The 17,001-nt window shown below is 67.8% G+C and carries 17 protein-coding genes; 7 read left to right on the forward strand and 10 right to left on the reverse strand.

Features of this window, described 5'->3' with window-relative positions; translation table 11 throughout:
• Positions 1 to 10 precede the first annotated feature (10 nt).
• Genes OCUBac02_RS03015 through OCUBac02_RS03040 form a run of 6 tightly spaced genes read left to right on the forward strand, consistent with a single transcriptional unit; the run spans position 11 to position 6,053 of the window.
• A complete protein-coding gene (locus OCUBac02_RS03015; protein ID WP_173043393.1) occupies positions 11 to 1,060 on the forward strand; it encodes an ABC transporter ATP-binding protein in 1,050 nt (349 codons plus the stop codon).
• Positions 1,057 to 1,899 (forward strand): ABC transporter permease, encoded by an 843-nt coding sequence (locus tag OCUBac02_RS03020; protein ID WP_173043394.1) that lies wholly within the window; start codon positions 1,057 to 1,059, stop codon positions 1,897 to 1,899. Before OCUBac02_RS03015 ends, OCUBac02_RS03020 begins: the two co-directional genes overlap by 4 nt.
• Complete coding sequence (locus OCUBac02_RS03025; RefSeq protein WP_173043395.1) at positions 1,896 to 2,684, forward strand: ABC transporter permease; 789 nt, start codon at positions 1,896 to 1,898, stop codon at positions 2,682 to 2,684. Before OCUBac02_RS03020 ends, OCUBac02_RS03025 begins: the two co-directional genes overlap by 4 nt.
• Before the next feature lie 9 nt (positions 2,685 to 2,693).
• Positions 2,694 to 3,374 (forward strand): RraA family protein, encoded by a 681-nt coding sequence (locus OCUBac02_RS03030; RefSeq protein WP_173043396.1) that lies wholly within the window; start codon positions 2,694 to 2,696, stop codon positions 3,372 to 3,374.
• Positions 3,375 to 3,385: 11 nt separating this feature from the next.
• Positions 3,386 to 5,062, forward strand: coding sequence for a cephalosporin acylase I (locus OCUBac02_RS03035; protein WP_173043397.1), 1,677 nt, complete (start codon positions 3,386 to 3,388; stop codon positions 5,060 to 5,062).
• Between the two features lie 25 nt (positions 5,063 to 5,087).
• Positions 5,088 to 6,053: a 2-hydroxyacid dehydrogenase gene (locus OCUBac02_RS03040; protein WP_173043398.1), complete on the forward strand. Its 966-nt coding sequence runs from the start codon at positions 5,088 to 5,090 to the stop codon at positions 6,051 to 6,053.
• 156 nt (positions 6,054 to 6,209) lie between these two features.
• Here OCUBac02_RS03040 and OCUBac02_RS03045 read toward each other — a convergent pair whose 3' ends face one another.
• The 6 genes from OCUBac02_RS03045 to pobA all read right to left on the reverse strand — a co-directional run bounded on the left by OCUBac02_RS03045 (position 6,210) and on the right by pobA (position 12,243).
• The gene (locus OCUBac02_RS03045) at positions 6,210 to 6,926 is read right to left on the reverse strand and encodes an ABC transporter ATP-binding protein (RefSeq protein WP_173043399.1); all 717 of its coding nucleotides are present in this window, start codon (positions 6,924 to 6,926) and stop codon (positions 6,210 to 6,212) included.
• Complete coding sequence (locus tag OCUBac02_RS03050) at positions 6,913 to 7,671, reverse strand: ABC transporter ATP-binding protein (protein ID WP_173043400.1); 759 nt, start codon at positions 7,669 to 7,671, stop codon at positions 6,913 to 6,915. Before OCUBac02_RS03050 ends, OCUBac02_RS03045 begins: the two co-directional genes overlap by 14 nt.
• Entirely contained in the window at positions 7,668 to 8,669 is a 1,002-nt protein-coding gene (locus OCUBac02_RS03055; protein WP_173043401.1) for a branched-chain amino acid ABC transporter permease, read from the reverse strand. The genes OCUBac02_RS03050 and OCUBac02_RS03055 overlap by 4 nt, the downstream gene beginning before the upstream one ends.
• Positions 8,670 to 9,533 (reverse strand): branched-chain amino acid ABC transporter permease, encoded by an 864-nt coding sequence (locus OCUBac02_RS03060; protein ID WP_173043402.1) that lies wholly within the window; start codon positions 9,531 to 9,533, stop codon positions 8,670 to 8,672. It abuts the gene before it with no gap.
• 225 nt (positions 9,534 to 9,758) lie between these two features.
• Complete coding sequence (locus tag OCUBac02_RS03065) at positions 9,759 to 10,952, reverse strand: ABC transporter substrate-binding protein (RefSeq protein ID WP_173043403.1); 1,194 nt, start codon at positions 10,950 to 10,952, stop codon at positions 9,759 to 9,761.
• Between the two features lie 118 nt (positions 10,953 to 11,070).
• Positions 11,071 to 12,243, reverse strand: coding sequence for a 4-hydroxybenzoate 3-monooxygenase (gene pobA / locus OCUBac02_RS03070; protein WP_173043404.1), 1,173 nt, complete (start codon positions 12,241 to 12,243; stop codon positions 11,071 to 11,073).
• Between the two features lie 131 nt (positions 12,244 to 12,374).
• Between pobA and OCUBac02_RS03075 the strand changes: the two genes are divergently transcribed.
• A complete protein-coding gene (locus OCUBac02_RS03075; RefSeq protein ID WP_173043405.1) occupies positions 12,375 to 13,250 on the forward strand; it encodes a helix-turn-helix domain-containing protein in 876 nt (291 codons plus the stop codon).
• 6 nt (positions 13,251 to 13,256) lie between these two features.
• Here the strand turns inward: OCUBac02_RS03075 and pcaDC are convergent, their stop codons facing one another.
• The 4 genes from pcaDC to OCUBac02_RS03095 are packed head-to-tail and all read right to left on the reverse strand — an operon-like array spanning position 13,257 to position 16,957.
• A complete protein-coding gene (gene pcaDC / locus OCUBac02_RS27565; protein ID WP_173043406.1) occupies positions 13,257 to 14,438 on the reverse strand; it encodes a bifunctional 3-oxoadipate enol-lactonase/4-carboxymuconolactone decarboxylase PcaDC in 1,182 nt (393 codons plus the stop codon).
• Between the two features lie 10 nt (positions 14,439 to 14,448).
• Positions 14,449 to 15,588, reverse strand: coding sequence for a lyase family protein (locus OCUBac02_RS03085; protein ID WP_173043407.1), 1,140 nt, complete (start codon positions 15,586 to 15,588; stop codon positions 14,449 to 14,451).
• A complete protein-coding gene (locus tag OCUBac02_RS03090; protein ID WP_173043408.1) occupies positions 15,585 to 16,247 on the reverse strand; it encodes a 3-oxoacid CoA-transferase subunit B in 663 nt (220 codons plus the stop codon). The genes OCUBac02_RS03085 and OCUBac02_RS03090 overlap by 4 nt, the downstream gene beginning before the upstream one ends.
• Complete coding sequence (locus OCUBac02_RS03095) at positions 16,247 to 16,957, reverse strand: CoA transferase subunit A (RefSeq protein ID WP_173043409.1); 711 nt, start codon at positions 16,955 to 16,957, stop codon at positions 16,247 to 16,249. The genes OCUBac02_RS03090 and OCUBac02_RS03095 overlap by 1 nt, the downstream gene beginning before the upstream one ends.
• Between the last annotated feature and the right edge of the window lie 44 nt (positions 16,958 to 17,001).

Raw genomic sequence — 17,001 nt, forward strand, 5'->3', positions numbered from 1 at the left:
GCGACAAGCGATGAGCTATCTCGAACTCGCCGGGCTGCAGAAGCGTTACGGCAATGCGACCGCGGTCGACGACGTCTCGCTGTCGGTGGAGCAGGGCGAATCCGTCGCCCTGCTCGGCCCCTCCGGCTGCGGCAAGACCACGACACTTCGCATGCTCGCGGGGCTGATCGAGCCGAATCGCGGCACGATGACGCTCGACGGCCGCGAGATCACCCGGTTGCCGGCCCATAAGCGCAACATGGGCTACGTCTTCCAGTCCTATGCGCTGTTCCCGCATCTTTCGGTCGGCCGCAACATCGCCTTCGGTCTGGAGGAGCGGGGCGTTTCCCGCGCCGAGATCGACAAGCGCGTTCAGGAGGGGCTTACGCTGGTCCGGCTCGGCGGCCTGGAGCAGCGGCGGCCCCGGGAATTGTCCGGCGGCCAGCAGCAGCGCGTCGCGCTCGCCCGCGCGCTGGTGATCCAGCCCTCGGTACTCCTGCTCGACGAATCCCTGTCCAATCTCGACGCCAAGCTGCGTGATGCGATGCGCCACGAGATCCGCTCGATCCAGCGCTCGCTCGGCATCACCACGCTTTTCGTCACGCATGACCAGGTCGAGGCGCTGACGATGTGCGACCGGATCGCGGTGATGCATCGCGGCCGCATCGCCCAGATCGGCAGTGCCGAGGATATCTACGACCGGCCGGCGACGCGGTTCGTGGCCGAGTTCGTCGGGCGCGCCAATGTGCTGCCGCTCGCCCGCGGCGCGCAGGGCGGCGCCACCGTCTGGGGGCAAGCAGTGCCGGTTGATGCGGCTGACGATGCCGATCTGTTCGTGCGGCCGCAGCGCATGCGGATCGTGCCGATGTCCGAGCCGGCCGGCGGCGATACGGCGCGTTTGACGGGCCGTGTGCTGCGCAGCGTCTTCGTCGGCGACCATGTGGAGGTGCTGGTCGAGGGCGCGGGCGGCCAGCTTACGGTCGAGATGCCCTCCGGCTCCGCCGCGCCGGCCGAGGGGAGCGACGTCGCGGTCGTCTGGCCGCGGGCCGAGAGCCGCGTCTTCGCGCGCGAGGCCGCATGACCGCCTCGCGCCGCCTGCCATTGCTGCTCATCCCGGCGACGCTGTTCCTGCTCGTCATCTATATCTGGCCGTCGCTCGGGCTGTTCCGCAATGCCTTCAACGAGGTCGGGCCGACCGGTGCGATGGTCGAAGCCTTGTCGCTGGAGACCTGGCGCGCGACTTTCCATGACAGCTTCACCTTCGAGCTGACGCTGAATTCGCTCTGGCTCTCGACGGTTTCGACGTTGATCGCCCTGTGCATGGCCTATCCCGTCTCGCTGTTCCTGTTCCGCACCGAGTCCCGTTTCCGCGGACTGCTCGCGGTGGTCGCGATCATGCCGATGCTGGTCTCCGGCGTGGTGCGCGTCTTCGGCTGGCTCGCCATTCTCGGCGATCGCGGACTGGTCAACACCACGCTGCAATCGCTCGGCCTGATCTCGACGCCGCTGAAGCTCGTCTTCAACTGGACCGGCGTGACCATCGGCCTCGCCGAGAGCATCATGCCCTATATGATCCTGGCGCTGCTCGCCGGCTTCGGCCGGCTCGACCGCACGCTGGAGGAAGCGGCGCGCTCGCTCGGCGCCTCGCCGTTCCGCACGTTCAGGCGCGTTACCCTGCCGCTCAGCCTGCCGGCGATCGCGCTGGCTGCCGGCTTGGGCTTCGTCCTCTCGATGTCGGCCTATATCACGCCGAAGCTGCTCGGCGGCGGACGCGTCTTCGTGCTGGCGACGGAGATATTCGAGCAGGCGACGACCAACACGAACTGGCCGGTCGCGGCCGTGCTGGCGATCTACACGCTCGTGCTGCTGCTCGCCCTGCTCGTCGTCTCCAATGTGGTGGCACGGAGGCTGCAGCGATGACCGGGGCGGGGCGCGTTCTCTCCAGCTTCGCGGCGCTGGTCTATGTGCTGATCCTGGCGCCGATCGTCGTCGTGGTCATGCTGGCCTTCTCGGCTGACAACTTCATCCTGTTTCCGCCTTCCGGTTATTCGCTGCGCTGGTTCCAGCAGCTTGCGGGCCATGCGCCGTTGCAGGCAGCTCTCTGGCTCAGCGTGCGGATTGCGGCGGTGGTGACATTGCTCTCGCTCGCCATCGGCGTGCCCGCTGCGCTCGCCCTGGCGAAGGGACGCTTTCCGGGTAGGGACGCGCTCACCGGCTTCTTCGTCGCGCCGCTCCTGCTGCCGACATTGATCACTGGACTGGCGCTGCTGCTGTTCTTCTCGCCGTTGAAGCTGACGGCCACGCTGCCCGGCCTCGTGCTCGGCCATATGACGGTGACCGTGCCCTTCGTGATCCGGATGATGGCGACGGCGCTCAGCAACCTGCCCGACGATATCGAGGCCGCCGCCGCCACCCTCGGCGCCACGCCCTGGCGGGTGGTGCGACGGGTGACGCTGCCGCTCGCGACGCCCGGCCTGATCGCCTGCGCCTGCCTGTCCTTCCTGCTTTCCTTCGACGAGACGGTGATCTCGCTCTTCATCGCCGGTCCGCGCGCCTCGACCCTGCCGGTCGAGATGGTGCGCTATGTCGAGGGCCGCACCGATCCGCTCATCGCGGCTCTGTCCGTGGTGCTCATCGTCGCGACGCTTGCCGTCGTTCTCGTGGTCGAACGCCTGGTCGGCGTCGCCCGTGCTGTCGGAAAGTAGGAGAGGCCCATGCCCGATTATCGTATTGAAGCCATGCCCGAGCAGCTCCCGGCCGCTCTGGTCGAGAAGCTGCAGAAGGTCGAGACCGCGACCATCGGCCATTCCCAGCACTGGGGCTTCATGGATCGTCGCATCCAGCCGCTGCTGCGCGGCAAGCGCATCGCCGCGGCGGCCGTGACGCTGGCGATCCCCGGGCAGGATTCCACCCTGCTGCATCATACGCTCGGCCTGCTGCGCCCCGGCGACATCCTCGTCGTCGACCGGCTCGGCGACGACAAGCATGCCTGCTGGGGCGGCGGAGTCACCGTCGCGGCGAAGGCGGCCGGCGCAGTCGGCGGCATCGTCGATGGACCCTGCACCGATCTTGCCGAGATCGAGGATTCCGATTTCCCGATGTGGTGCCGCGGCATGTCGCCGATCACCACGCGGCTCTACAATCTCGGCGGCACGCTCAACCTGCCGATCTCCTGCGGCAATGTCCCGGTCAAGGCCGGCGATGTGATCCTCGCCGACGAATCCGGCGTGCTGGTGCTGCCGCGCGCGGAGGCCGAGGCGATCGCCGACGCCGCCATCGCCCGGCAGGAGCGGGGCGAGCGCAGCCAGGCGCGGGTGAAGGCCGGCGAGAAGCTCGGCGACATCTCCGGCGCGACCAAGATGGTGCTCGACGCCATCGCCGCAGCGAAAGGCTGACGAGGCCGGCCATGAACGCTCCCGTTTCCGTTCCGCGCGTCGCCGACTTCACCTGCGAGAAGAAGCCGGCGACCGGCTCGCGCGGCATGGTCGTCACCAACCATCCGCTCGCCTCGGCGGCCGGCGCGCAAATCCTGCTCGCCGGCGGCAATGCCATCGACGCAGCCGTCGCCTCGCTCTTCGCGCTGACGGTGGCCGAGCCGATGATGGTCGGCATCCTCGGCGGTGGCCTGAGCCATATCCGGCTCGCCGACGGGCGCCATGTCGTGATCGACAATCTCTCGACCGCGCCGGGCAAGGCGGCGGCGGACATGTACGAGTGCCTGTCCGACGAGATCGGCAAGCAGCGCGACACGCGCGACCGCGAGAACGTGGTCGGGGCGAAGGCGGTCGCGGTTCCAGGCGCGCTCAAGGGCTGGTGCGAGGCGCTCGCCCGCTTCGGCACACTGCCGCTGGCCGATGTTCTCCAGCCGGCGATCGGGCTGGCCGAGCGTGGCTTCGTCGTCACGCCCTATCTCTCGAACTGCATCACCGACAATGCAGCCGATCTCGCGCGTGACCCCGGTCTCGCGGCGATGCTGCTGCCGGACGGCAAGTCGCTCCAGCCGGGCATGCGGCTCGTCCAGCCCGACTATGCGGCGAGCCTGAGGCTGATCGCGGCGGAAGGGCCTGAGGCGCTCTATGGTGGCAAGCTCGGGCGGGCGCTGACCGACTACATGGCGAAAAATGGCGGGCTGATCGATCAGGCCGATCTCGCCAATTACCGCATCGAACTGCGCGAGCCGATCCGCGGCTCCTATCGCGGCTACGAGATCATCGGTCCGCCGCCGCCCTCGTCATCCGGCGTGCATATCGCGCAGATGCTCAACATCCTCGAAGGCTACGATATCGGCTCGCTCGGCTTCGGCTCGACGGATGCCGTGCATCTGCTGGCCGAGGCCCTGAAGATCGCCTTCGCCGACCGCGCCGTGGCGACCGCCGATCCGGCCTTCGTCAAGGTTCCGGTCAACAGGCTGATCGACAAGGCCTATGCCGACGAGCGCCGCGCCCTGATCGCGATGGGGCAGGCAAAGAGCTGGACGGCCGGGCTCTCCGGCGGCGAATCCGCCGACACGACCCATGTCACCGTCGCGGATGCGATGGGCAATGTCGTCAGCGCGACGCAGACGATCAACGGGCTGTTCGGCGCCTGCGTGCAGATTCCGGCCACCGGCATGATCGCCAACAACTACATGTATAATTTCGATCCGCATCCCGGCCGGGCGCTCTCGATCGCGCCGGGCAAGCGGGTCTTCACCTCGATGGCGCCGATGATGGCGGTGAAGGACGGCCGGCTCGCATTCGCGCTGGGGCTGCCCGGCGCCTTGCGGATATTCCCTTCGGCCCTGCAGGCGATCGTCAACCTGATCGACCACCGCATGAGCCTGCAGGAAGCGGTCGAGGCGCCGCGCGTCTGGACCGAGGGCGGCGTGCTGGAACTCGAGGAAGCGATCCCCGAGACCGTGGCGCAGGCGCTGATCGCGCGTGGCCACAAGGTGGTGCGCTCGCCCCGCGTCGCCGGCGGCATGAACGCCATCGCTTTCAATCCGGACGGCACCTTGACCGGCGCCGCCTGCTGGCGCGCCGACGGCACACCCGTCGCCATTTCCGGCGGGCTCGCCCGTGCCGGTGCCCGCTTCACCATCTGACCCGACCTTTCGACTGGACCATCCCATGCCCGAGACCATCTGCCTCCTCGACATGACCACGCCCGAGCGGGCCGACCGCCTGCGCGAATTCCTGCCCGAAGGCTTCGTGCTTACTCATGGCACCGCCCGCGGCGACGAGCATATGAAGCAGATCATCGCCGAGGCCGATTATGCGATCTCCGGCCAGGTCGGCGTCTCCGGCGACGTGCTGCGCGCCGCCAAGAAGCTGAAGCTCCTGCATAAATGGGGCGTCGGCTACGACAATATCGACATCGAGACGGCCAGGGAGCTCGGCATCAAGGTCGCGCGTACGACCGGCTCGAATGCGGTCGCCGTTTCGGAGTTCGCGCTCGGCCTGACGATCTCAACGCTGCGCCTGATCGCCTATGGCAATGCCGAGCTGAAGAAGGGCAACTGGCGCACGGGTCAGTTGCCGTCCGACACCTATACGCTCTCCGGCAAGACCGTCGGCGTCGTCGGCTTAGGCGCGATCGGCAAGAATTTCGCCAAGCTGCTGAAGGGCTTCGGCTGTACCATCCTCTACAGCAAGCGCACCCCGCTCGATACGGCGGAGGAAGCGGCGCTCGGTGTCAGGCATGCCTCGATCGACGAGATCCTGACCCAGGCCGACGTCGTCTCGCTGCACTGCCCGCTGACGCCCGAGACCAAGGACCTGATCGACCTCGCGGCGCTCAAGACGATGAAGAAGACCGCGGTGCTGATCAATTGCGCGCGCGGCGGCGTCGTCAACGAGACCGATCTCGTCACGGCGCTCCGGGCGAAGGAGATCGCGGGCGCGGCGATGGATGTCTACGAGATCGAGCCGCTGCCGGCGGACAGCCAGCTCCTCACGCTCGACAATCTCGTGACGACGCCGCATCTCGCCGCGATGGCGGCCGACAATTTCGCGCCGGTGGTGAAGCGCATGTTCGCGAACATGCAGCATGTCTCGCGCGGCGAGCCGGTGCCGCCGCTCGATCTGGTGGTGTGAGGTCCACGCGTCGTCATTTTGCAAGGAAGCACACCGTCATCCCGGGCTTGACCCGGGATCCATGCCGGAGCGCTGCCGGTCAAGGTTCAGGCATGGATCCCGGCTCTACGCTTCGCTCCGGCCGGGATGACCACGCGTTCTCAAATGTGGCGAAGCTCAGTGCAGCCCGCCGACGCCGATATAGCGTTCGAGTACGTCGGCATCGGCGCGCAGGGCGTCGGGCTTGCCGGACCAGACGATCCGGCCGCGTTCGAGGATGATGACGTCTTCGGCGAAGGCGAGCGCGCTTTCCAGCCTTTGCTCGACGAAGAGGATGGTCATCGCGCCGCTGGCGGCGAGACGGCCGAAAGCCTCCATCAGCATGTCGCAGATGACCGGTGCCAAGCCTTCCAACGGCTCATCGAGCAGCAGGACGGCGGGCTGGCCGAGGATGGTGCGCGCCGTCGCCAGCATCTGCTGCTCGCCGCCGGAGAGCTGGGAGCCGAGATTGCGGCGGCGCTCGCCGAGGCGGGGAAAGAGCGCATAGGCTTCCTCGATCGCGCTGCGCGGGCGGCCCTTGAGCCCGGCGAAGAGGTTCTCCTCCACCGTCAGGCCCTTGAAGATCTCGCGGGTCTGCGGGACGAGGCCGATGCCACCATGGGCGCGGGCGGCCGTGCCGAGCGCGGTGACGTCCTGCCCGCCGAGGCTGATGCTGCCGGCATAGCGGCGGGTCAGCCCCATCAGGCTCGCCATCAGCGTGGTCTTGCCCATGCCGTTGCGGCCGAGGATGGACAGGCGTCCGCCCGCCGGCACGGAAAACGAGACATCCTCCAGCACATGGATCTGGCCGTAGCCGGCGCTCAGGTTGCGGATGTCGAGATCAGCCGCCGGCATGGGCATAGCTCCCGAGATAGGCTTCGCGGACCTTCGCATCCCTGGCGACTTCGGCCGGCAGACCCTGGAAGATCAGCTCGCCAGCGGCCAGGACCACGACCCGCTTGGCGAAGCGGAAGACGAGGTCCATGTCGTGCTCGATCATCAGCACGGCGAGCGAGGCGGGCAATCTCGCCAATGCTTCCTCGATGCGCGGCGTGTCGCTGGAGGGCACGCCGGCGGCGGGCTCGTCGAGCAGCAGCACCTTGGGGCGCTGGGCCAGTGCGATTGCGATTTCCAGAAGGCGCTGCTGGCCATAGGCGATTGCTCCGACCTTGCGGCGGGCAATCTCGGTCAGGCCGAGCGTGGCGAGGATGTCTGCCGCTTCGTCGGTCGCTGCGGAATCGCCGTGGAAGCGGGCGAGGATGCGCGTCGCCCGGCCGAGACGCTGCAGGATGGTCATGACGACATGCTCTTCCGGCGTCATGTCCGGGAAGAGTCGAGTCACCTGGAAGGTGCGGACGAGACCGCGCCTGACACGCTTGACCGCACCGAGATGCGTGATGTTCTCGCCGGCGAGATGGACGCTGCCCGCGCTCGGCGGGATGCGGCCGGTGACGAGGTTGACGAAGGTGGTCTTGCCGGCGCCGTTCGGGCCGATCAGGGCGAGGCGCTCACCCTCGGTCATCGCGAGCGAAATGTCGCTGTTGACCTTCAGCCCGCCGAACGCCTTGGACAGATGCGAGACCTCGAAGACCGCGCTCATCGGCCGGCCCTCCAGCGCTCGCGCATCAGCAGGCGGGCAAGCTCGTCGAGCGTGCCGGAGAGCCCGCGCGGGGCGAAGAGCACGATGGCGATCAGCACGGCGCCGACCAGCGTCATCCAGTGGAACGGGTTGATCGCCGCGACGATGTGCTCGAGCGCCATGAAGATCACGGTGCCGATCAGCGCGCCGTAGAGGTGGCCGATGCCGCCGAGCACAAGCATGACGAGCGCATTGGCCGAAATCTCGAAGCTGACGCTGTCGAGCCCGACGACCTGGGTCGCGATGGCTGCGAGCGCGCCGCCCGTGCCGGCGACCGCGCCGGAGATGACGAACATCTTGAGCAGGACCGGGAAGGCATAGATGCCGAGGGCGCTGATCCTGAGCGGGTCCTCCTTCAGGCCGCGGCAGACCATGCCGAAGGGCGAGCGCGTGACGAAACGCAGAATAGCGAAGACGATGATGAGCAGACCGAGGCCGAAGAGATAGGCGCTGCGACCCCAGAGATCGAACTCGAAGAGGCCGAAGAGCGGGGCCGGGCTCATGCCGGAGAGGCCGTCGCTGCCGCCGGTGATCGAGGAGGCCTTGTTGGCGGCTTCGTGCAGGAGCTGGACGATAGCGATCGAGAGTACGAGCTGCGGCAGGCCATGGGCGCGCAGCATGATCGCGCCCATCAGGAGCCCCATGATCGCGCCGGCCGTCGCACCGATCAGGATCAGCAGGACGGGGTCGGTGATGCCATGCACGCAGGCGATGCCGGCGGCATAGGCGCCGGCGCCGTAGAGCGCGCCCTGCCCGAGCGAGGCGACGCCGCAATAGCCGACGATCAGGTCGAGCGAGAGGACGAGCAGCGCGACCGAGAGCACGCGGGTCAGGAAGGCGAGATTGTCGGGAAAGAGCCAGTAGCCGGCGAGGCCTGCGAGCGCGATCAGCGCGAGGCCGAGGAAATCGCGGCCGAGCGTGCGGCCTACGGCAGCGGGCGTGGAGGTTGCGCTCGCCATTTACTGCGCCCGTCCCATCAGGCCGCGCGGGAAGGCGCAGACCACCAGGATCACCGCGAGATAGAAGAAGAAATTGCCGAAATCCGGCACCAGGTAGCGCGCGGTGACGTCGATGGCGCCGAGCAGCAGGCAGGCGGCCAGCGCGCCGGGAATGGAGCCGGCCCCGCCGACCGAGACGACGACGAGGAAGGTCACCATGTAGCGCAGCGCGTAATAGGGTTCGATCGGCAGGAACTCGGCGCCGACCACGCCGCCGAAGGCCGCAAGCCCGATCGCCAGCGCGAAGCTCAGCCCGTAGATGATCTCGGTGCGGATGCCGAGCGTGCGCGCCATCGGCGCGTTCTCGACAGCGGCGCGCAAGTTGATGCCGAAGCCGGTACGCTCGATCAGGAACCACAGCCCCCCGGCGACGACGAGGCCGCTGGCGATGACGAAGAGCCGGTGCCCGGCGATGCTGCGGAAGCCGAGATCGACCGAGCGGGCGAGCTCGGCCGGCAGCGGTATGGTCTTCAGCGTCGGCCCGAAAAAGTAGTTGGTGATGCCGATGACGCAGAAGGTGATTCCGATCGTCATCAGCACCTGCGAGAGCTCGCTGCGGTCATAGATGCGGCGATAGAGCAGGCGTTCGACTGGCACCGCGATGATCACCGTGCCGATCATGGCGAGGATGATGCCGAAGCCATAACCGAGGCCGAGATCGCGGACGGCATAGGAGGCGATATACCCGCCGATCATGGCGAAGGCGCCATGGGCGAGGTTCACCACCCGCATCAGGCAAATGGTCAGCGACAGGCCGATGCAGATGATGAACAGCGCCATGCCATAGGCCAGCGCATCCATGGCGATGCTCAGCGCGGTCTGCATGCTGCGGGCCTCGTCGCGTTCGAGTGAAGCGCGTGGATAAGCGTACAACCGTCATTCCGGGGTGGCCTGCAAGGCCGAGCCCGGAATCCAGAAACGCTGCCATCCATCATGAAGCCGAGCCGTTGCCAGGCCTCTTGTGGTCAAGGGTATCGGTTCTGGGTTCCGGGCTCATCGCTGACGCGATGCCCCGGAATGACGGCGTGTTTCCAGCGGGAAACGGCGCCGTTACTTCGTCAGGCCGGAATCCTTCTGCTCCGGCACGCTGGCGATCTCCTTGTTGATCCAGCGGCCCTGCGCGTCCTTGGCGACTTCGCGCAGATAGATCGTCTGGGTGATATGGCGGGTCTCGGGGTCGATCTTGACCGGGCCGCGCGGGCTTTCCCAGCCGAGACCCTTCACGGCCTCGACCGCCTTCTCGGCATCCTGCTTGCCGGCGGTGGCCGCGATCATCTTGGAGATCACGAACATCCCGTCATAGGCACCGACCGCCGGGAAGGAGACGAGATCGGGCGCGCCGATCGCCTTTTCGGCGGCGGCAACGAAGCGCTTGTTGATCTCGGATTCATGCGAGACCGCATAGTGGAACGAGGTGATCAGGCCGGCGGCCGCCTCGCCAAGAGCCGGCAGGTCGGATTCCTGGGTCAGGTCGCCGGGCGCGAAGAGCTTGACGCCCGCCTTCTTCAGGCCGGTATCGCTGAAGGCCTTGACGAAGCCCAGCGTTGGCGGGCCGGAAGGCAGGAAGGCGAAGACGCCTTGGGCCCCCGCATCGCGGATGCGCTGCATGATCGGGCTGAACTCGGTGGTGTTCAGGGGAATGCGGATCGCTTCCTTGACATCGCCGCCGGCCGCCGCGATCGCCTTTTTGAAGGCGCCCTCGGCATCGACGCCCGGGCCGTAATCGCTGACGATCGAGACGAATGTCTTGACGCCACGCTCCACCGCCGCCTTGCCGAGCGGCGTCGTGGTCTGGGACAGCGTGAAGGAAGTGCGCACCACCAGCGGCGACGAGGTCATGATCGCCGAGGTCGCGGCGTTGAAGATCACCAGCGGAACATTGCCCTGCTTCAGCAGCGGGGTGATCGCCATCGCGTCCGGCGTGAAATAGACGCCGCCGAGATATTGCACCTTGTCGCGCACGATCAGCTCCTGCGCCAGCGCGCGGGCCTGCTGCGGATTAGCGGTCGGCAGGTCGCGATAGACCAGCTCGATATCGTGGCCGGCGACGGTCTTGCCGTTCTGCGCCAGCCAGGCCTCGGCACCGGCCTGGAAGTTCTTGCCCTGCAGGGCGAAGGGGCCGGAGAACGGCCCGATGATGCCGACCTTGATCGTGTCGGCCATGGCGGACGCGCCGAGCGCGAGCGCTCCGGCCAGTGCCAGTGCGCTGGCGGGCAGCAATCTGTTCAGGAAACCCTTTGTCATTCCATCTCCTCCCGATCCTGCCTGACTCGGCAGTGCTTTAGCCGTTCGGGCCGGTCGCCGCCACGGCGCCGCGCCTCTCGTTCTCACCAACGCAATTTTCTGCCGCGAGGCAATGCCCTCAATAAGGCAGGCCGACATAGTTCTCGGCGACGGCGGTGGCCGCCGCGCGGGAATGGACGAGATAGTCGAACTCCGCCTGCTGGATGCGCTGGTCGAAGCCGTCCCGCTCCGGAAAGCGATGCAGCAGGTTCGTCATCCACCAGGAGAAGCGCTCGGCCTTCCAGACGCGGGCGAGCGCGCGGGCCGAGTAGTCGTCGAGGCCAGCTTTCGAGCCGTCGCGATAGTGATCGCGGAAGGCATCGAAGAGATAGCGGATGTCGCTGGCGGCGAGATTCAGGCCCTTGGCGCCGGTCGGCGGCACGATATGGGCGGCGTCGCCGGCGAGGAAGAGCCGGCCGAAGCGCATCGGCTCGGCCACGAAAGAGCGCAGCGGCGCGATGCTCTTCTCCAGCGAGGGGCCGGTCTGCACGGCACCGGCGATCTTCGCCGGCAGGCGGCGGCGCAATTCGTCGAAGAAGGCGTCGTCGGACCAGTTCCCGGCCCTCTCCTCCAGCGGGACCTGGACATAGTAGCGGCTGCGCTCGGCCGAGCGCATCGAGCAGAGCGCGAAGCCGCGCTCGTGATTGGCATAGACCAGCTCATGCGCGGCCGGCGGCTTGTCGACCAGCAGGCCGAGCCAGCCGAAGGGATAGACGCGCTCGAAGGTCTGCAGTGATTTCGCCGGGACGGAGGCGCGGGAGACGCCGTGATAGCCGTCGCAGCCGGCGATGAAATCGCAATGCAGCTCCTGGTCCTGCCCGTTCGCCCGAAATGTCACGCGCGGTTTCGCGCTGTCGAAATCATGCAGCGCGACATCATCGGCGTCGTAGACCGTGGGGCGACCGAGGGCCTGGCGGGCCTCGATCAGGTCTCGCGTGACTTCGGTCTGGCCGTAGACGGTGACCGTCCTGCCGCCGCTCAGGTCCTTCAGATCGAGGCGATGGAGCGCGCCGCCGAAGGCGAGCGAGAAGCCGTCATGGACGAGGCCTTCGTGATCGAGCCGCTCGCCGACGCCGGCCTCGTGCAGGAGATCGACCATGCCCTGTTCGAGAACGCCGGCACGGATGCGCGAGAGCACATAGTCGGCGCTGCGCCGTTCGAGGATGACGTTGTCGATGCCGGCGCGCGACAAGAGCTGCCCGAGCAGCAATCCCGCGGGCCCGGCGCCGATGATGGCGACCTGCGTCCGCATTGTTCTTCTTGACCTCCCGCGAAGCGACGGCTTGCACCGTTCGATCCGCATGAAGAGGCTAAACCCTGAAACGTGTTTGACGGAATGGAGGAAACGCGCAGTATCTTGGACAGATCGATCCTGAGGCCGACATGCCCGCAACCATCGTCCCCGCCTATTGGCTCTATGGCGAGCGCCTGGCGGAACGCTTTCCCGATGCGCTCCATATCGAGCCGATCGTGGCGCGCAGCTCGCTGCATGGCTGGACGATCCAGCCGCATATGCATCACGACCTGTTCCAGTTCTTCCTGGTCACGCAAGGCGGCGGCCGGACGCGCGTCGACGGGCGCGATCATCGCCTCGCGCCGGGGGCGGCGCTACTGCTGCCGCCCTCGACCATCCATGAATTCGCCTTTCTCGACGACACGGACGGCTTCGTCGCCAGCGCGGCCGCGACCTCGCTGAAGCGCCTGTTCGACAGCGAGCCGGAGGCACGCGCGCTGCTGGGAGCGCCGGCCGTGCTGGCGATGGCGGCGGCGAGTGTGGAGGTGGCGACGCTGGACGGCCTGATGCGGCTCGCGATGCGCGAATTCTCAGCGAACCTGCCGGCGCGCGAATTTTCACTCGCGGCCTATGCCGACCTCATCGCCACCTGGTTCGTGCGGGCGATGCGTGGTGCGAGGGCGCAGGGCGAACCGGTGAAGGATCCGCGGGCCGGGCTCGTGCGCCGCTTCGTCGAAAGGGTCGAGGCGCGCTTCCAGCATCACGATTCGCTCGATGACCACGCGCGGGAGATGGGCGTTTCCGTGCCGCATCTCTCGCGCTCGTGCCGGGAATTGCTCGGCCGCTCCGCCGCGCGGGTCATCCAAGACCGGCTGATGATCGAGGCGCGGCGCGACCTCGTCTATACCGCGATGTCGATCTCGCAGATCTCGTTCCGGCTGGGCTTTTCCGATCCCGCCTATTTCTCGCGCTTCTTCGCCAAGCGGGCGGGCGTCTCGCCCTCGGATTACCGGGCCAAGGCCTGAGGCGGCTTAGCCTGCCGCCTCGATCTCCTTCATCACGGCGGCGGCCTCGGCGAAGGCGGTGTTCCCGGCGGGGACGCCGGCATAGATCGCCGTCTGCATCAGCACTTCCTTGAGGTCGTCCTGCGTGAAGCCGCCGCGCGTCAGACCGGCGCGGACATGCAGGCGGAACTCCTCCCAGCGGCCGAGGCTCGCCGTGATCGCCAGCACGAGCAGCCGGCGCGTGCGGTCGTCGAGGCCCGGCCGGCTCCAGATTTCCTGCCAGGCGATGCGGGTGATCATCGCCTGGAATTCGGCATTGAACGGCGTGCGGTTCGCGAGCGACCGATCCACCCAGGCATCGCCGAGGACGCGGCGGCGGTTCCCGAGGCCGGCTTCGAACAGGGCATCGGCCGCGTCGGCCGTGTCGGCTCCCGGCTCGAGGAAGGCGCGCAGCGCTCCGGCCAATGCGGCGGGGGCCTCGATGGGAGCTAGATGAGCGCAATCGAGATGCGCGTGCTTCGCGGACGGCATGGCGGCAAGCAGGTTCTCGCCATGGCCGGCGAGAGGCGTCGAGACGTCGCGCCCGCCGGTGACGACGAGGACCGGGCAGGCAATCGTGCCTATCCGCCCGATCAACTCCATGTCGCGGATCGCGGCGCCCGCTCCGGCATAGCCCTGGCTCGCCTGGGCGACGAGATTACGCTTGAGGCTCGCGGCGATCGCGGGCTGGCCGGTGGCGAAGGCGGGTGACAGGAAACGCTGCAGTGCCGCATCGGCGATGGAGGCGGTGCCCCCCGCGCGAACCTGCGCGATGCGATCGCGCCAGACGCCCGCATCCATCGTGGCGGATGTGCAGATCAGGGCGACCGCCGAAACGCGGTCGGGGTGGCCGAGCGCCAGCTCCATCGCGATCATGCCGCCGAGCGAGACGCCGGCCACCGCTGCCCGCGCGATGCCGGCTGCGTCCATGGCGGCGGCGACGTCGCTTGCGAGCATGGACAAGGTGTAGTCGCCGTCAGGGGCATCGGAGGCGCCGTGGCCGCGCGTATCGATCCGCAAGGTTCGGAAGGCGGCGAGCAGGGCCGGCATCGCCGCGTCCCAGAGCGACATGTCGGTGCCGATCGAATTCAGCAGGACGAGCGCCGGCTTGTCCTCGCTGCCTTCCAGCTTCCAGTAGATGCGGGCGCCGCTATTCGCTGCGAAGGGCATCGTGGGTTCCTCAATCGTCCTGTGCAAGCAATGCGGCGACAAGGGCCGCGCTTTCGCCGATATCGTTGCCGAGCCCGGCTGCCGCGAGATTGCGGGCGATGGCGGCTTCGTCGACCTCCAGTCCTTCCGCGACCGTCGCCATGGCCTCAGCCGCGCCGGCCGCGAGCAGGAAGAGATCGGCCAGCGCCGGGCCTTCCGCCTGCCAGCCGCCGAGGCCGCGTTCCTGCTCTGCGGGGAGCCCGGCGAGGATGCCGGCGACGAGGCCGGGCGCACGCAGGCTGGCGGAGAGGGCGACCTGACAGCCGGTCGGGTTGCGCTTATGGGCCATGGCGGAGGAGCCGCCGCGCCCGGGGATCGCGGGCTCGCGGGCCTCGGCGATGCCGTTCTGGGCCAAAAGCGAGACATCGCGCGCCATCTTGCCGAGCGCGCCGATGACAATGGCTAGCGCTGCCGCGACGCCGGCGATGCCGCCACGGCGGGCATGCCAGGGCGGTGCGTCGGGGAGGTCAAGCGCGGCGGCAAGGCGAGCGGAGACGGCTGCGGCCTTACCATTGAGGCCGGCGCGCGAACCGGCGGCGCCGCCGAATTGCAGGACGGCACCCGCCTCGACTTCATGGCGCAGGCGGGCTGCGGCTTCCGCGATGCCGGCCTGCCAATGGGCGATGCGCAGGCCGAAACCGATGGGCAGCGCGCCCTGCAGCAGGGTCCGGCCGATGGCCGGCGTCGCGGCGTGGCGTTGGGCGAGGGCGGCGAGCGCCGTCGTGATGCGGCTAAGCTCACGGCCGAGCAGTCCGTTCGCGGCGCGAATCTGGCAGGCCAGCACCGTGTCGGCGACGTCCTGGCTGGTTGCGCCCCTGTGCAGGGCTTTCGCGGCCTCGCCGCTCAGGGCAGCGCGCAGGCGCGTCACCAGCGGGATCGCCAGCGTGCCGGCGAGCGCGGCTTCCTCCGCCAATTCGGCGGGGTCGATCGCGATCGAGCTACAGAGCGTCGCGATCGCTTCCGCCGCTTCCGTGCCGATCAGGCCCTCGGCCGCCTCGGCGCGGGCCAGCTCGGCCTCGAAGGCGAGGGCATGACGCAACGTGGCCGCGTCCGAGAACGCGGCCAGCATCGCCGGGGTCGTCGCCGGCCTTGCGCGGAGAAGACCGCTCACGCGGCCTTTGCGAGACTTGGCGCGACGGCGAAGGCAGCCTGCGTCTTGGCCTTGACCTCGTCGAGCGTGACGCCCGGTGCGAGCTCGATCAGGGTCAAGCCGCCACCATTGGCCTTGTCGCAGGTCATCACGCAGAGATCGGTGATGATCATGTCGACCACGCCCGCGCCGGTCAGCGGCAGCGAGCAGCGCTCCAGCACCTTGGATTCGCCGGCCTTGTTGGCGTGGTCCATGACGACGATGACCTTCTTGACGCCGGCGACGAGGTCCATCGCGCCGCCCATGCCCTTCACCATCTTGCCGGGAATCGTCCAGTTGGCGATGTCGCCGTTCGCCGCCACTTCCATGGCGCCAAGGATGGTCAGGTCGATATGGCCGCCGCGGATCATCGCGAAGCTATCGGCCGAGGAGAAGAAGCTCGAGCTCGGCAGCACCGTGATCGTCTGCTTGCCGGCATTGATCAGGTCGGGATCGGCCTCGCCCTCATAGGGGAAGGGGCCGATGCCGAGCAGGCCGTTCTCGGACTGCAAGGTGACGTCGACGCCCTCGGGGATGTAGTTCGCCACCAGCGTCGGGATGCCGATGCCGAGATTGACGTAGAAGCCGTCCTTGAGCTCCCTGGCCGCGCGGGCAGCGACCTCTTCGCGGGTCCAGGCCATCAGGCTGCCTCCCTCTTGCGCTCGGTCAGCTTCTCGATGCGCTTCTCGTTGATCGTGCTCTTGATGACGCGGTCGACATAGATGCCGGGCGTGTGGATCGCCTCGGGATCGAGCGAGCCGACCGGGACGATCTCCTCGACCTCGGCCACGGTCACCTTGCCGGCGGTCGCCATGTTCGGATTGAAGTTCCGCGCGGTCTTCCGATAGACGAGATTGCCGGCGGTATCGGCCTTCCAGGCCTTGACGATGGCAAGATCGGCACGCAGCCAGGTCTCGCGGACATAGAGCTGGCCCTCGAATTCCTCGACCGGCTTGCCCTCGGCGACGACGGTGCCGACGCCGGTCCTGGTGTAGAAGGCCGGGATGCCGGCGCCGCCGGCGCGGATGCGCTCGGCCAGCGTGCCCTGCGGGTTCAGCTCCAGCTCCAGCTCGCCGGCGAGATATTGCTGCTCGAACAGCTTGTTCTCACCGACATAGGACGCGATCATCTTTTTGATCTGGCGGCTTTGCAGCAGCATCCACAGGCCGAAGCCGTCGGCGCCGGCATTGTTCGAGATCACCGTGAGGTTCTTCACGCCGGAATCGCGGATCTCCGGGATCAGGCTCTCGGGATTGCCCGACAGACCGAAGCCGCCCGACATGATCGTCATCCCGTCGAAGAGCAGGCCCTCCAGCGCAGCCGCCGGGCCGTCGTAGATCTTCCCTGTCATCGCTCCTCCAAGGCACAGGCTGCCGCCGCAATGCACATTCCCAC

Source organism: Bosea sp. ANAM02 (genome assembly GCF_011764485.1).
Taxonomy (GTDB): domain Bacteria; phylum Pseudomonadota; class Alphaproteobacteria; order Rhizobiales; family Beijerinckiaceae; genus Allobosea.

Coding starts and splice junctions, on each gene's coding strand:
- OCUBac02_RS03015 (WP_173043393.1), top strand. CDS start 11: ATGAGCTATCTCGAACTCGCCGGGCTGCAGAAGCGTTACGGCAATGCG.
- OCUBac02_RS03020 (WP_173043394.1), top strand. CDS start 1,057: ATGACCGCCTCGCGCCGCCTGCCATTGCTGCTCATCCCGGCGACGCTG.
- OCUBac02_RS03025 (WP_173043395.1), top strand. CDS start 1,896: ATGACCGGGGCGGGGCGCGTTCTCTCCAGCTTCGCGGCGCTGGTCTAT.
- OCUBac02_RS03030 (WP_173043396.1), top strand. CDS start 2,694: ATGCCCGATTATCGTATTGAAGCCATGCCCGAGCAGCTCCCGGCCGCT.
- OCUBac02_RS03035 (WP_173043397.1), top strand. CDS start 3,386: ATGAACGCTCCCGTTTCCGTTCCGCGCGTCGCCGACTTCACCTGCGAG.
- OCUBac02_RS03040 (WP_173043398.1), top strand. CDS start 5,088: ATGCCCGAGACCATCTGCCTCCTCGACATGACCACGCCCGAGCGGGCC.
- OCUBac02_RS03045 (WP_173043399.1), bottom strand. CDS start 6,926: ATGCCGGCGGCTGATCTCGACATCCGCAACCTGAGCGCCGGCTACGGC.
- OCUBac02_RS03050 (WP_173043400.1), bottom strand. CDS start 7,671: ATGAGCGCGGTCTTCGAGGTCTCGCATCTGTCCAAGGCGTTCGGCGGG.
- OCUBac02_RS03055 (WP_173043401.1), bottom strand. CDS start 8,669: ATGGCGAGCGCAACCTCCACGCCCGCTGCCGTAGGCCGCACGCTCGGC.
- OCUBac02_RS03060 (WP_173043402.1), bottom strand. CDS start 9,533: ATGCAGACCGCGCTGAGCATCGCCATGGATGCGCTGGCCTATGGCATG.
- OCUBac02_RS03065 (WP_173043403.1), bottom strand. CDS start 10,952: ATGACAAAGGGTTTCCTGAACAGATTGCTGCCCGCCAGCGCACTGGCA.
- pobA (WP_173043404.1), bottom strand. CDS start 12,243: ATGCGGACGCAGGTCGCCATCATCGGCGCCGGGCCCGCGGGATTGCTG.
- OCUBac02_RS03075 (WP_173043405.1), top strand. CDS start 12,375: ATGCCCGCAACCATCGTCCCCGCCTATTGGCTCTATGGCGAGCGCCTG.
- pcaDC (WP_173043406.1), bottom strand. CDS start 14,438: ATGCCCTTCGCAGCGAATAGCGGCGCCCGCATCTACTGGAAGCTGGAA.
- OCUBac02_RS03090 (WP_173043408.1), bottom strand. CDS start 16,247: ATGGCCTGGACCCGCGAAGAGGTCGCTGCCCGCGCGGCCAGGGAGCTC.
- OCUBac02_RS03095 (WP_173043409.1), bottom strand. CDS start 16,957: ATGACAGGGAAGATCTACGACGGCCCGGCGGCTGCGCTGGAGGGCCTG.